This window comes from Thalassospira sp. MCCC 1A03138 (assembly GCF_002115785.1).
Classification (GTDB): domain Bacteria; phylum Pseudomonadota; class Alphaproteobacteria; order Rhodospirillales; family Thalassospiraceae; genus Thalassospira.
Map to the genome: position 1 here is coordinate 292,039 of NZ_JFJY01000003.1, position 15,111 is coordinate 307,149.

The 15,111-nt window shown below is 53.9% G+C and carries 12 protein-coding genes; 7 read left to right on the forward strand and 5 right to left on the reverse strand.

The features are described from left to right. The first annotated feature begins 195 nt into the window (after positions 1-195). The 4 genes from TH468_RS09180 (at position 196) to TH468_RS09195 (ending at position 4,514) form a co-directional block, all read left to right on the forward strand. Positions 196-1,566 (forward strand): aspartate aminotransferase family protein, encoded by a 1,371-nt coding sequence (locus TH468_RS09180; protein ID WP_085643433.1) that lies wholly within the window; start codon positions 196-198, stop codon positions 1,564-1,566. A gap of 115 nt (positions 1,567-1,681) precedes the next feature. Next, entirely contained in the window at positions 1,682-3,031 is a 1,350-nt protein-coding gene (locus tag TH468_RS09185) for an FAD-binding oxidoreductase (RefSeq protein WP_085643435.1), read from the forward strand. A gap of 83 nt (positions 3,032-3,114) precedes the next feature. Next, entirely contained in the window at positions 3,115-3,597 is a 483-nt protein-coding gene (locus TH468_RS09190) for a group III truncated hemoglobin (RefSeq protein ID WP_085643437.1), read from the forward strand. Positions 3,598-3,842: 245 nt separating this feature from the next. Next, complete coding sequence (locus TH468_RS09195; RefSeq protein WP_085643439.1) at positions 3,843-4,514, forward strand: cysteine hydrolase family protein; 672 nt, start codon at positions 3,843-3,845, stop codon at positions 4,512-4,514. Positions 4,515-4,518: 4 nt separating this feature from the next. On the opposite strand, the gene TH468_RS09200 is transcribed toward TH468_RS09195, so the two are convergent. The 5 genes from TH468_RS09200 to betI form a co-directional block, all read right to left on the reverse strand. After that, positions 4,519-5,832 (reverse strand): FAD-binding oxidoreductase, encoded by a 1,314-nt coding sequence (locus TH468_RS09200; protein WP_085643441.1) that lies wholly within the window; start codon positions 5,830-5,832, stop codon positions 4,519-4,521. 177 nt (positions 5,833-6,009) lie between these two features. Continuing rightward, positions 6,010-7,599 (reverse strand): L-serine ammonia-lyase, iron-sulfur-dependent, subunit alpha, encoded by a 1,590-nt coding sequence (locus TH468_RS09205; RefSeq protein ID WP_085643443.1) that lies wholly within the window; start codon positions 7,597-7,599, stop codon positions 6,010-6,012. Positions 7,600-7,721: 122 nt separating this feature from the next. Beyond that, on the reverse strand, positions 7,722-9,407 hold the full coding sequence (gene betA, locus TH468_RS09210) for a choline dehydrogenase (RefSeq protein WP_085643445.1): 1,686 nt from the start codon (positions 9,405-9,407) through the stop codon (positions 7,722-7,724). Positions 9,408-9,463: 56 nt separating this feature from the next. Next, entirely contained in the window at positions 9,464-10,921 is a 1,458-nt protein-coding gene (gene betB / locus TH468_RS09215) for a betaine-aldehyde dehydrogenase (protein WP_085643447.1), read from the reverse strand. Positions 10,922-10,984: 63 nt separating this feature from the next. Further along, positions 10,985-11,575, reverse strand: a complete 591-nt coding sequence (gene betI, locus TH468_RS09220; protein WP_062953117.1) for a transcriptional regulator BetI — start codon at positions 11,573-11,575, stop codon at positions 10,985-10,987. 378 nt (positions 11,576-11,953) lie between these two features. Between betI and TH468_RS09225 the strand changes: the two genes are divergently transcribed. The 3 genes from TH468_RS09225 to choV all read left to right on the forward strand — a co-directional run bounded on the left by TH468_RS09225 (position 11,954) and on the right by choV (position 15,053). Then, positions 11,954-12,913 (forward strand): choline ABC transporter substrate-binding protein, encoded by a 960-nt coding sequence (locus tag TH468_RS09225; protein WP_085643449.1) that lies wholly within the window; start codon positions 11,954-11,956, stop codon positions 12,911-12,913. A gap of 92 nt (positions 12,914-13,005) precedes the next feature. After that, entirely contained in the window at positions 13,006-13,854 is an 849-nt protein-coding gene (gene choW / locus TH468_RS09230) for a choline ABC transporter permease subunit (protein ID WP_085643451.1), read from the forward strand. A 2-nt stretch (positions 13,855-13,856) separates the two neighbouring features. After that, a complete protein-coding gene (gene choV, locus TH468_RS09235) occupies positions 13,857-15,053 on the forward strand; it encodes a choline ABC transporter ATP-binding protein (protein ID WP_085643453.1) in 1,197 nt (398 codons plus the stop codon). Positions 15,054-15,111: the final 58 nt, after the last annotated feature.

The following is a 15,111-nucleotide window of genomic DNA, read 5'->3' on the forward strand; positions in this document are numbered from 1 at the left end:
AAAATAAATCCCTGACGCGGTTCCCATGGATATTAAGAATGGTTTGAAACAACCAGCCCATATCAAATTTGGCTCCAGGACGACAAATTTGTTTCATAAAATTTCCCCTTGCAAAGGTGTTCAAAAAAACGAACACTTATCCGAGATGTTCAACATATCGCACAAAACAGGCAAGTATCGCTGTCAGGAGACGTTATGAATAATTTCGACAAAACCGCCTATTGGCAGGATATCGATCAGCAGCACCATATTCATCCGTTTACCGATACAGCGGATCTGAACAGCCGCGGCACACGCGTGATTACACGCGCCAAAGGTGTGTTCATCGAAGATTCGCACGGCAAACAATATCTGGATGGCATGGCAGGCCTTTGGTGCGTCAATGTCGGCTATGGCCGCAAGGAACTTGCCGACGCCGCCTATAATCAGATGCTTGAACTGCCCTACTACAACAACTTCTTCCAGTGCGCGAACACGCCTGCGATCGAGCTTTCAAAGGTTCTCGCCGAAATCACGCCGGACGGATTAAACCATGTTTTTTATGCAAATTCCGGCTCGGAAGCGAACGACACGGTTGTTCGCATGGTCCGCCAGTACTGGAAGCTTAAAGGTCAGCCGGAACGCACCTTTATCATCAGCCGCAAAAACGCCTATCACGGCTCGACCATTGCCGGGGCGTCGCTTGGCGGCATGGCGGGCATGCATTCTCAGGGCGGGCCGCTTCTGCCGGATGTCGCTCATATCGATCAGCCATACTGGTATGGTGAAGGCGGCAATCACACCCCCGAAGAATTCGGGTTGATTACGGCGCGCAAGCTCGAAGAAAAAATCGAAGAACTCGGTGCTGATCGCGTCGGTGCCTTCATTGGTGAGCCAATCCAAGGGGCCGGTGGCGTGATCATTCCGCCGTCAACCTACTGGCCGGAAATTCAACGCATCTGCAAAAAATACGATATCCTTTTGATTGCTGACGAGGTTATTTGCGGCTTTGGCCGCACTGGTAACTGGTTTGGGTCGGACACGTTCGATATCAAGCCGGACCTGATGCCGATGGCAAAGGGCATGTCGTCGGGTTACCTTCCGATTTCGGCTGTCATGGTCGGCGAACGAGTTGCTGATGTCCTGATCAATGAATGCGGCGAGTTCACCCACGGGTTTACCTATTCCGGCCACCCGGCAGCAGCAGCCGTGGCATTGGAAAACATCCGCATCATTCGTGATGAAAAACTGGTTGAACGTGTTCGCGATGATATCGGTCCGTATTTTGCCGAAAAGCTCAAAACCCTAGCCGATCATCCGCTGGTCGGGGCCGTTGAAACCGTCGGCCTGATTGCCGGTATTCCGCTGGTAGAAAACAAGGCAACGCGCAAACCGTTCGATAAACCGGGCACGGTCGGTACCATCTGCCGTGATGCCTGTGTGGAAAATGGCGTTATAATGCGGGCCTGCGGTGATCGCATGGTGGCCTCGCCGCCGCTTTGCATCACGCACGGCGAAGTTGATGAATTGGTCAAACGAGCCCGTGCCGCTTTTGATGCGACAGCCAAAAAAATCGGAAAAATGTAAGTTCCGATTTAAATCAAGACATTACACAAACACCCGGCGCGATATATCATCCGCCGGGTGTTTATCATTTCCCCCCAGAACACCGCTTAGACGCGCCATCTCTAAAGAGTCCGCCATGCTTAAACGCCTTTATCAACCTGCGGCCTATCAAACCAATAGCATGCCCCAAAGCTTCTGGGCTCTCAGTGCCGCCACCCTGCCCGACTGTGATCACCTCCCCGAGGATGGCACGGTCACGGCCGATGTTGCGATCATCGGTGGCGGCTATACCGGGCTGTCGGCTGCGTTGGAACTGGCCGAAAATGGTGTTGATGTTGCCGTGTTTGATGCCGGGCGTTCTGGCTGGGGCGCATCGGGGCGCAATGGCGGATTTTGCTGCATGGGCGGAAGCGGCAAAAGCTATGCCCAGCTTGCCAAGCAGTTTGGTGATAACCAAACACGCCATTTTGCCAAGCTTCAGCGTGCTGCAATCGACCTTGTCGCATCACGGCTTGAAGAGTGGAATGTTGATGCGGATCGTCATTCGGACGGCGAAGTCATACTGGCGCACAAGGCCAACCGCGTGAAAGAATTGCGTGAAGAGGCAGCCGAAAATGCCCATTTCCCCGGTATCGAAACCGAATTCCTGACGAAGGACCAGCTTTGTGAACGCGGCCTTGATGCAAGGGAAACCCATGCCGGATTGCATGTCAAACAGGGCTTTGGACTACATCCGTTAAAATATCTTGCCGGATTGCACCGCACCTGCACGACCAAAGGTGTTCGGATATTCGAACAGGCGGCCATAGAAGACCTTCAAGACACCGGGGACGGCTACATCCTGACCTGCGAAAATGTGCGAATTTCGGCGAAAAAGGTCATCGTCGCCACCAACGGCTACAGTGCCGAAAACCTGCCCGACTGGATCGGAGGGCGATTAATGCCCGTGTTTTCTGGTATTCTTGTCACACGTCCGATGAGTGATGATGAACTGGCCGCCCAAGGCTGGACCAGCGATCTGATGGCATTTGATAGCCGCACTTTGCTGCACTATTTCCGCAAACTTCCCGACAATCGCTTCATGTTTGGTGGACGTGGCGGTATCACGGCAACCCCGACGGCCTTTGATGCCGCAAAACGGCACCTGTTGTCGCATTTTCACCGGATGTTCCCGGCGTGGAAGGATGTTGAAATCACCCACCACTGGAATGGGCTTGCCTGTCTGTCACAGTCGTTCCGCCCCTATGTGGGACGGGTTCCAGGACATCGGGATGTCTGGACCGGGCTTGCATGGCATGGCAATGGCGTCGCACTTGGAAGTCTGGCTGGAAAAATGCTGGGTCAGCAAATCCTTGGTATCAAGGGCCCGGATGACATCGGCGCGATCATGGGTACACCGCCTGATCGTTTCCCGCTGGCACGGTTCCGCCGGATCGGTCGCAGCCTTGCCTATCGATATTATGGTTTGCGTGACGAGTTTGCGTAATCGGGCGAACTGACCTATGTCATGTCACGGCTCCGGCCTTTGCGCTATTGCCCGAATCAATCCTTATCGAGCACGAGACGACCATGTCAGATCAACCGACCCTTGCCGAAATCAAAGAACGCCGTGAAATCGCGACCCGGAAAATCCACGAGGAAACCGGCATTGATCACGACATGATCAAAAATATCGTGCATGGCTTTTACGCAAAAGTGCGCGATGACGCGATGCTGGGCCCGGTATTCGCGGAAAAAATTACGGATTGGGATCACCATCTGGAACGGATGTGCATGTTCTGGGCATCTGTGGCACTTGCCAGTGGTGCCTATGACGGCCGTCCGATGCAAAAGCACCTGACGCTCAGGATCGACCGGAACCATTTTGATCGCTGGCTGGAATTGTTTGCCGAAACACTTTCAGAATACTGTGAAACAGCCGCCGCGCGCCATTTCATGGAACGCGCCCTTCGGATTGCATCAAGTTTCGAAATCGGGATCGCTGCGCACAATGGTGTCATTCTGGGTAAAGGCGAACGTTACGATCCGGTTTCGGCATGGTCCCCGAAATAGGCCAGAATTCATAGCAATCAGCACACTGCAAAACTTTTTATCCGCTTTCTTAAGACCGACATGTTGACAACATTGTCCTGCTCCGAACAAAATATTGTTACGTGTTATTTCTAAACGGGGGCAATCTTCACGCGCACTGAACTGGCAAATCACAAGGGCTTATATTCGCAGCCCTGCAAGATTGCTATGTGCCAGACCGATTGCAAAGTACGACGGACGAACGGACGACAGCGGAGAAAGACGATATGTGGCTTTGGATTGGCATCGGAGCAGTCATCATTCTAGCCCTGATTACCTATACGATTTATGGCCACAAGCGTCATCTGAACCCGACAAAGGGCAAGAAAATAGACTTTTCGCAACGCCCCAACAGCGCCCTTGTCATCATTGATCTGCAAGAAGATTTTACGCTGGCCACGGGCAAAAATGCCTATGACCCGGCCATGGTCGAAAAAACGATTTCCGCAATCAATGAACTTGTTGAAATTGCCAACGAAACCGGCCAACCGGTGATCTCGGTTCGTCAGATATTCAAGGGTTGGTACATCAATCTTCTGGTGAAGCTGTTGAACAAGGGGCGCGGAAGCCCGAAATCAGCTGGCCTTGATCTTGATTCCCGCCTGAACGGTGATATCGACCACGATATCACAAAGGCCCGTGCCGATGCCTTTACCGCACCGGAACTCGAACGCGTTCTGGAACGCCAGAAAGTCGGCAGACTGCAAATCGTCGGTCTGGATGGCAATTACTGTGTCAAAGCAACGATGCAGGCAGCCATTAATCGCGGATATGACGTATCATTTACCGACGCAGGTATTTTAGCGGTCAATCCCGCCATCTGGCAGAAGACCAAGGCCCGCCTTGCCGCAAGTGGCGTGACGAGCGGCAGCGCACAAGCATCAGCCGAAGCATCCTGAAATTTTACAGCCTGTCGCGGATTGAATACCAGGTCATGGCAAGCACCAGGAATGGATAGCGCAATGCCTTCCCGCCCGGAAAGCTGGGAATGCTGATATTTGACATCACATCAAACCGCTCCATCGTGCCCGATACGGCATCGGCCATGATCTGCCCCGCCAGTGTCGCCATTGCCACCCCGTGCCCGGAATAACCGGTCGCGGTAAAAACACGGTTCTCAATCTTGCGGAAGAACGGCATACGGTTCATCGTAATCGCAAGCGTCCCGCCCCAGCCATAATCGATTTTAACGTCTTTAAGCTGCGGATAAACTTCCAGCATATGGGGTGCGACAAAGGATTTGATATCCTTGGGGAAGTGATAGCTATATGTCTCCCCGCCGCCAAACAGCATCCGTTTATCGGCCGACAGACGATAATAATTGATCACGAATTTTGAATCCGCAACGGCAACATCATCGCGGATCAATTCCCGCGCCAGATCATCGCCCAATGGCTCGGTCGCGATAACGAAATTGTTGATCGGCATCACCCGTCTGGCAACCCGGTCTTCGAGCCCGTCAAGATACCCGTTGCAGCCCAGCACCATCATATCCGCCGTTACCCGATGGCCTGATGCCGTTTTGACAACAACCTTTTTGTCATTGTCATAGCCTGTAACCGTCGCATTTTCAAAAATCTGCGCCCCGGCAGCACGTGCCGCATCCGCAAGCCCAAGCGCGAAGTTCAGCGGATGAAGATGCCCTGCTTCCATATCAAGCGACCCGCCATGATAAAATTCCGACCCCAGCATGTCGCGGATTTCATCCCGGTCAACGGCACGAATGGCTTCATAACCGTATTCGGTTCGGAGCTTTTCGGCATATTCGTGCGTGCCTGCAACAAATCGTTCGCGATGATCTGCATGCAGAATGCCCGGTTTCCAGTCACATTTGATCTCATGATTGGTGATCAGGCTTTTGACGATGTCCTTGGATTGCTCGGCAATATCCCAAAGCTTTCTGGCGTCTTCGCGACCGACCATTTTTTCAAGGTCGTCCTGCTCGCGGCGCTGCCCCGATCCAACCTGTCCGCCATTGCGTCCTGATGCACCCCAACCAACCCGATGCGCTTCAAGTAACACAACACTGTATCCGCGTTCCGCCAGATGAAGTGCCGATGACAAACCGGTAAACCCGCCACCCACAACAACGACATCACAAGCCTTATCCCCCTCCAGTTCGACAAAGGGTTCGGTCTTGTTTGCCGTCGCCGCGTAATAGGACGACGGATATGCACCGGACTTGTCATTTGCGGTCAGGAAGTTTGGGGTAAACACGCGATGCCTCGGATTGGTTATCTTGAGATTTATAATCCCCTCATGGTGCCGGAATTGATCGGACCATCAAGGGAAAACTGGCTAAAACCGGCCTTTCTGAATGCTTTTCACCGATTATGCAAAAACAGGCAACATGCAGAACAAAGGATTGCGCAAAAACCGGTTTATATGGGTCATTCAGCGCGCCTGCGTTACCGCCTCAACCATCCTAAGGGCGGTTTTGGTGGCCGCACATCCACCACGTGCCGTGCAACGTAAATCCGGATGCATCATTGCGCCGATTTTAACCGTCTGATCGACCAGTTCGTCATATCCCAATACGGCATCAAACCCGGCAAGAACCGCCATCGCCGATGAAAAGGCGTGCGACACCCCGGCGATATTACGCGCATGGCACGGAATTTCAACATCCCCGCCAACCGGATCACACACAAGGCCCAGCGTATTCATCAAACACATGCTTGCCGCGTCAAAACATTGCACAGGTGTTCCGCCAAATGCCTGAGCCACCCCCGCGGCCGCCATTGCCGCCGACGCCCCCGTTTCTACCGAACAGCCACCACATTCCGCAGCAAATGTGCCGCGTGCAGCAAACACAGCCCCCACCAGCGCCATCACCTGCAACGCATCCGTCGCCCCATCCAGATCAATGCCATGCCGGATCAGGCCATACAGCGTCCCCGGAACCACACCGGCACTGCCCGCGGTTGGTGCGGCACAAACCAGTCCACGATTGGAATCCCGTTCCATCGCCGAAAGGGCGCCTGCAATCGCGTCCTGCAAAACCGCCCCGCCGAGCCCAGCAGGCAGATTGGCGTCCCGGACCTTGCGTGCGCGAAGAGTTAAAAACCGCATCACATTGTCTTCGGGTTTGGCATCAAATCCTTCTGCCACCACGCGCAACATCAATTCGCACCGTTCGCGGAAAAGTTCACGCGTTGCATCATGAGACAGACCAAGACGCCTGGCTTCCAGAACAAGCCCCGCCTCGGCAAGCGATCCACCCTGTTGTTCGGCCACGTTGATCACCGCATCACTGGTCGAAAACAGATCGTCAGTCGCACACACCGGATATTGCGAGGCCGCCGCGAACCGAACGTTTTTGATACCGTCCTGATCACGCAAAGAGGCTATCAACTTTGTATCAGGCAAGGCCTGCAAGGCAATTTCGCAGCGGTCATGGTCCGGGTCTACCGATATGCCGAGCAACCTGTTGCCATTCTCAACAAGCCCGGCGGCAATATCATCCGACCGCGCGCCGATATCAGAGCCCCAGACAAACACGCTTGCGGTTTTGCCTGTTAGAAAGACCGGTTCGCCATTCATCGCATCGATGTAGTACATCCCGCCGCCAACCGATGCACCGGCATAAAGATCGATGCGTTCCGTGCCATTCCGGTCGGTTACGGTTAGTTCAAGATCAACACGGTTGGGATGGTTGTTGTTTTCAAGTTCAATGATTTCAACACTAAACAGAAATCCCTCGCCGCGCATCACACGCGGCAAAATGTCGCGATAATCCGCATCCGTCAGTGCTGCCCCGGCGAAACCGGCAGCAAAATTCTCGTCCGAGCTTTGGGCCTGATATACTGGCGCGAATGATCCGCGTGGATCAAACCGGACAATGGCCTGTTTCAAGACCTCGCCATCGCTGCATGACAACTCGCGTGCGACCTTCGCCATCATATAAGGCGCTGCGCAATGGGAACTTGACGGACCGCGCATCACGGGGCCGATCACGGAATTAAGCAGGCTGATTTCTTGCATGGCGGGGCAATCCGGGAAAATTGCATATGATTTCCGCGATGATCACCCGCCAGATGAACGAAAGCAATCACCGAAACAAAAATCCCCGATCCTGAAAGATCAAAGACCGGGGATAATCGAAATCAACGCTGTTTGGTTTCCCATTCAGGATGGACGAAATATGGCGCATTTGATGGTGGCAACGGATCGCGTCCGCGAATGATATCTGCTGCCTTTTCCCCGATCATGATGGTCGGGGCATTCAAATTGCCCGATGCGATTGTCGGCATGATAGAACTGTCCACCACACGCAGGCCTTCGATACCATGCACGCGCGTTTTTTCATCCACCACGGCCATATCGTCGCTGCCCATCTTGCACGAACAGGACGGGTGATAGGCACTTTCGGCGTGATCGGCGACCCATGCATTGATTTCATCATCGGTCTGGATGTCCCTGCCCGGCGAAATTTCAATACCGCGCAGGTCCTTGAAGGCATCCTGTGCGAAAATCTCGCGGGTCAGACGCACGGATGCGCGCATTTCTTCCCAATCTTCCGGATGGCTCATATAGTTGGGATCAACAATCGGGCGCTTTGCCGGATCGCTTGATGCCAACCGGACTGTCCCGCGTGACTTGGACCGCATCGGACCGACATGCGCCTGGAAACCGTCCTTTTCGGCGGCTTTGGATCCGTTATAGTTAATCGCAGCCGGTATAAAGTGATATTGAAGGTCAGGATGCTGAACACCCGCTTTTGACCGGATAAACCCACCGGCTTCAAAATGGTTGGTCGCACCAAGCCCGGTTTTGAAAAGATACCATTCCAACCCGATCTTGAATTTGTTCCAAGGATCAAGCTTGCTGTTCAGACTGATCGGCTGGGTGCATTCCATCTGGACGTAAAGTTCCAGATGGTCCTGAAGGTTTTCACCAACACCGGGGAGATCGGCAACCACATCAATCCCGTGTTCGCGCAAATGTGCGGCCGGACCAACCCCCGACAACATCAAAATTTTTGGCGAATTGATCGATCCAGCCGAAATGATCACCTCGCGATCAACGGTCGCGCGCTTAAGTTCCCCACGATGGGTGAAATCAAGTCCGACGGCCCGTTTTCCATCAAAAACAACGCGCTGCGCCAATGCCTTGTCATAAACTGTCAAATTCGTACGTTTCATTGCCGGATGCAAATAGGCCCGCGCGGTTGACCAGCGACGCCCCTTGTAAACCGTCATATCCATCGTCCCCAAACCTTCCTGGCGATAGCCATTCTGATCGGGGGTAAATTCATAACCGGCTTCCTGACCGGCCTTGATCCACGCCTTGTGCAACGGGTTTTTGCAAGCCCCCGTGGTGACATGCAGCGGGCCGTCTCCGCCATGATATTCGTCACCATTGGTGTCTTCGTTGCGTGTATCGGCCTTGCGGAAATACGGCAGGCACCGCGCATAATCCCATTCTTTCAGCGCCGCATCCTGTTCCGCCCAACGATTGTAATCAAGTGCATGACCACGAACATAGGCCATGCCGTTGATCGAACTGGAACCACCGAAAACACGCCCGCGCGGCGTTTCCATCTGGCGGTTGTTCAGGTTTGCCTGTGGCGTTGTCCAATAGGCCCAATTATAGGTTTCCGACTGCATCGGATAGGAAAGTGCGGTTGGCATATGGATGCGCCAGTCCCACCAATGATCAACCGGTCCTGCTTCTACCACCAGGACCCTGACTTCCGGGTCCTCGGTCAGACGGCTGGCCAGAACGGCACCGGCGGAACCGGAACCGACAATAACGTAATCATACTTTTCCTTGGTGGTCGGCGTATTCATGCTTTTTCCTTATCTTCAACAGGTTGCAGGCAGCCATTCACAGTTCGGAACCGTGATCAATAAGGCGCCTCGACGTCACCGGTTTCGACATAGACGGATTTGATCCGTGTATAATGCTCAATCGCGGCCCGGCCATTTTCCCGGCCCACCCCGGATTTCTTGACCCCGCCGAACGGCATTTCAATCGGGGTGATGTTGTAGGTATTGATCCAGCAAGTTCCTGCCTCAAGCCGCGCGACAACACGGTGCCCGCGCGACAGGTCCTTGGTAAAGACCCCCGCAGCCAGACCATACTGGGTATCATTGGCACGTTTGATGACTTCGTCTTCATCCCTGAAGGTCAGGACCGACATCACCGGCCCAAAGATTTCCTCACGCACGATGGCCATGTCATCGGTACAGTTGGTAAAAATGGTCGGAGCAACAAACAGCCCACCTTCGGGCATGTTTTCGGTCACCGCATGACCGCCCAGAACGCATTTCGCGCCCTCGCCCTTGCCTGCCTCGATATAGGACATGATCTTTTCAAACTGCGCTTTGGTCACAATCGGACCAACCTGGGTTTCCGGTTTTTCCGGATCACCAAGAACAAGGTGCTTGCTCCGTGCAATCAGCTTTTCGATGAAGGCATCGGCAACGCTTTCATGGGCGAAAACGCGCGTGCCGTTCGAACAAATCTGCCCGGATGAATAGAAATTCGCCATCTGCGCGCCCGATACCGCGTTATCCAGATCGGCATCTTCAAACACGATCATCGGCGATTTGCCACCAAGCTCCATGGTGACGGCCTTCATGCCGCCTGCGGCAACCGCAGCAACCTTGGCACCGGTTTCAGCCGAACCGGTCAGGGAAACCTTATCGACGCCCGGATGTTCAACCAGCGCAGCACCACAGGTACGCGCGCCTTGGACGACGTTGTAAACCCCATCGGGAAGCCCCGCCTCCTGCAACGCCTCAGCCACCGCAATCGCTGAAAGCGGCGTGACTTCGGACGGTTTGTAAACAACCGCATTCCCGCACGCCAATGCCGGTGCCGCTTTCCAGCAGGCAATCTGGATCGGATAATTCCACGCGCCAATTGCCCCGCAAACACCAACCGCCTCGCGCCGGGTATAGGCAAAATTGCCGCCAAGATCGATATGCTCGCCCGATAGGCTTCCGGCCACACCGGCAAAATATTCAAGACATTCGACACCGGAAATCACATCCACGATTTCGGTTTCTTGAATGGCACGGCCCGTATCACGGGTTTCGACCAATGCCAGTTCATCATTACGATCACGCAGGATTTGGGCCGCTTTGAACAGAACCCGCGCCCGTTCGGCCGCAGGCATGTTCTTCCAGATTTCAAACCCGGCACGCGCGGCCTTCACTGCGACATCGACATCAGCCGCGGTGCTTTCCTTACCTTTGGCGAGTACCTCGTTGGTTGCGGGGTTCAGCGTGACCATTTCCGCCCCTGAACCGGCAACTTTCTTGCCATTGATAAAGTTCTGGATCTGATAAAGGCTCATGTCGAAACTCCTGCAGGCCACACCGGAATCGAGCAGCCCTTTTATAAGTGTATGTCTCTTGAACTAGCGCGCGGGCGAACTCGCCAGATGCAGGTGCATGGTATCCAGCACCATCTTGCGCGCCACGGCGACATTGGCTCGTCCCGGCGTCAAACCGGATCGCACCCAGATGCCATCGATCATGGCAGCAGTCACCGCAGCAATTTCTTCGGCCCGCTGATCGGTTGTCAGGCGGCGCAACTCATGGCGTAAATTAGATGCCAGTCGCTTGAAATAGACCGCATTCAATCGGCGCAGCGGATCGGAAAACGGCACCTGCGACCAGAAAGACAACCACGCACCAATCACCTGCGGCGTGAATTGTTCTTCGTTGAAGTTGGTATCAACAATCGCTTCAAGGCGTTCGTGGGGTGTTTTTGCCTTCGCGACACGGTCCAGGAAATCGCTGCGCAATTCCTGCATCAAAAACCGCATCGTTGCTTCCAGAAGCGCATTTTTACCGCCGAAATAGTGCGAAATAATTCCCGACGACATTCCCGCCGCCCCGGCAATCCGACTGATCGTGGCATCGGCAAAACCAAAGCGGTGAATGGTCTCGATCGTGGCATCGATCAGTTGCCTGCGGCGTACAGGCTGCATTCCAACCTTGGGCATTACTAATCCAATTCTAAGCGATCCGAAGGACTTAGGCCTGTCTGGTGACGCAAATGCGACTTTTTCGCCCTTCGCAATTGACCTTGGGGGAATATGCTGTATTTTAATTGAACAATCAATCAATAAAAAACGCCGTCTTTTGTGGCGCTACGTTCTCAGGGAAAGTGCCTTGGTTGCGCGGCTTTACGGCTGTTTTTATGATTATTCCGGTCTATGTGACCGGGTTCAGGGGACCCGATCACATGGTTTTGGACGAATGTTCGCGGTGTCAAATGCGCATCGCTTCACATGCGTCTGGCCTCCGGAACCGAAAGTCTGATGGCGGCGTTATTGCCACCATCAGTAACCGTTAGGTCCACACAAGGGAGAACCATAAACATGACCACACGTTCCACCATCGGCCGTCTTCTTGGCACCACTGTCATTGCCACCACCCTTCTGGGGGCGGCCGGTGCACAGGCGGCTGATAGCGATGCCTGCAAAACCGTAACTTTCTCGGATGTTGGCTGGACCGACATCACCGCGACCACGGCAACCGCATCGGTTATCCTTGAAGCCATTGGCTATGACGCTGAAACCGAACTTCTTTCCGTTCCTGTCACTTACACCAGCCTTGCCAACGGGGACGTTGACGTCTTCCTCGGCAACTGGATGCCGACCATGGCTGCGGACATTGCGCCCTATCTGGAAAAGAAGACCGTCGTCAGTACCGGTGCCAACCTTGAAGGTGCCAAATACACCCTCGCCGTTTCGAAGAATGCTTATGATGCTGGCCTCAAGGATTTCGCCGACATTGCCAAATTCAAGGACGATCTTGATGGCGAAATCTACGGTATCGAACCGGGCAATGATGGCAACCGCCTGATCCAGGACATGATCGACAATGATCAGTTCGACCTCAAAGGCTTTGAACTTGTTGAATCTTCCGAACAGGGCATGCTGGCCGAAGTCAAACGCAAATCGGCACGTGACAAATTCATTGTTTTCCTTGGCTGGGAACCGCACCCGATGAATGCCAAATATGACATGGCCTATCTTGATGGTGGCGATGATGTATTTGGCCCGAATTTCGGCGGTGCCACGGTTCATACCAACGTGCGCGCCGGTTACACTGACGAATGCCCGAATGCCGGTAAATTCGTCACCAACCTGAAATTCAGCCTCGATATGGAAAACCAGATCATGGATGCCATCCTGAACGAGGGCACCGATCCGGAAAAAGCGGCAACCGCATGGCTCAAAGCCAATCCGGATGCCGCGATGGCCTGGCTTGATGGCGTCACCACCTTTGACGGTGGCGATGCCAAGGCAGCGCTCAAAGATGAACTCGGTCTCTAGGGTCCAGCTTCGAATTCATAATGCCGATACGTTGTCCCTATCAGGGGCAGCGTATCGGCACATTTTCTTTGTTCAAATAATGGAAAAATCCAATGGAATGGCTCACGGAAACTAAAATTCCGCTGGGACGGTGGATTGCATCCCTGATGGATGCGCTTAATGAGCATGCCGACTTCGTGTTTTACACCATCTCGGACGTTCTTGAATTCATTATCGAAAACACAGTCGATCTGCTGGTCTGGTTACCGCCGTTTCTGATTATCGCGCTGTTTGGTGTGCTGGCTGCATGGCTGCACAGATCATGGAAACTGACGGCCTTCACTGTTCTTTCCCTGCTTCTGATCGTCAATCTCGGCTATTGGGAAGCCACCATGGAAACGCTCGCACTTGTGATCTATGCGACGTTGTTCTGCATGGTGATCGGTGTACCACTTGGCGTCGCATCCGCGCATCGTCCCTGGCTTTATCAGGCATTACGCCCGGTTCTTGACCTGATGCAGACGATCCCGACCTTTGTCTATCTGATCCCGACCCTGATCCTGTTTGGTCTTGGCGTGGTTCCGGGCTTGATTTCGACCGTGATCTTTGCCATCGCTGCCCCGATCCGCCTGACGCATCTTGGCATCGCCAGCACGCCAAAGGCACTAATCGAAGCAGGCAAAAGCTTTGGCTGTACGCCACGGCAATTGCTGTTCAAGGTCGAACTGCCATCTGCCATGCCATCGATCATGGCGGGCCTGACCCAATGCATCATGCTCTCACTTTCAATGGTGGTGATTGCCGCCCTTGTCGGAGCTGATGGTCTTGGCAAACCGGTTGTTCGCGCCCTTAATACGGTCAATATCGCCCAAGGCTTCGAGGCCGGCCTTGCAATTGTGATCCTTGCCATTGTGCTGGACCGCATCTGCCGCCGCGACAAATCTGAAAATACGGGGCAGTAATCATGAGCAATGCTGTTGAATTTGATAATATCGACGTCATTTTCGGGGACAAGCAGGCTGAATCACTTGCCCTCCTCGACGCCGGTAAAAACCGTGACGAAATAGCCAAGGAAACCGGCAATATCCTTGGTGTTGCCAATGTCAGCTTTGACGTCCCGCAGGGTGAAATCTGCGTTCTGATGGGGCTTTCGGGCTCGGGTAAATCCTCGTTGCTGCGCTGCGTAAACGGGCTTAACCGCGTTTCACGCGGATCGCTTCGGGTACATGATGGTGACTGGATGGTCGATGTCACCAGCTGTGACGCCAATACGCTGCGCGACCTCAGGCGCAAATGCGTTGCGATGGTGTTCCAGCAATTCGGTCTGTTCCCGTGGCGCACCGTCGAAGACAATGTCGGCTTCGGACTTGAGCTTGACGGCATGGGACCGAAGGAACGCCGTGAAATCGTGCGTGAAAAGCTGGCCCTTGTCGGGCTGGATCAGTGGGCGGGTAAATATGCCCACGAACTTTCAGGCGGTATGCAGCAACGTGTCGGCCTTGCCCGTGCCTTTGCCACCGATGCACCGATCCTTTTGATGGACGAACCGTTTTCGGCCCTTGATCCGCTGATCCGTAACCGCCTGCAGGACGAGCTTCTTGATCTTCAGGAAAAGCTCAACAAGACCATCCTTTTTGTCAGTCATGATCTCGACGAGGCCATGAAACTTGGCAATTCAATTGCCATCATGGAAGGTGGCTATGTCGTGCAGCATGGCACGCCCGAAGACATCGCCCTGCGTCCGGCCAATGAATATGTCGCCGATTTTGTTGCCCATATGAACCCGGTCAATATCCTGCGTGGTCGCGCCATCATGCATCGTGTTGACAGGGACCAGCGCAACGATTCCGGCGAACTTCCTGTCGAGGACGAAGATATCCGTATCACGCTTCAGGACGGCATCATCAAGGCCGCCCATAACGGCAAACGGGGCGAGCTGCGATTGATCAACTATACCGGTGAATTGCCGACTGATCTTGATGCGACCGACAATTCGGTCATCTTCGTTGCCGATGACACCGTGCTTCTCAAGGATCTGATCGAAATGCGAAGCATCACCCAAAACCCGGTTCTGCTAACCCGCGAGGGACGCATTTCCGGCACACTGGGTCGCAAGGAATTCTTTGAAAGCCTGACGCAAACGGCGACCGTCGCAGACTGACCATCAAAAAAGGCGCTCCTTAAACCGGGCGCCTTTTTTAATAATACTATTGAACTTA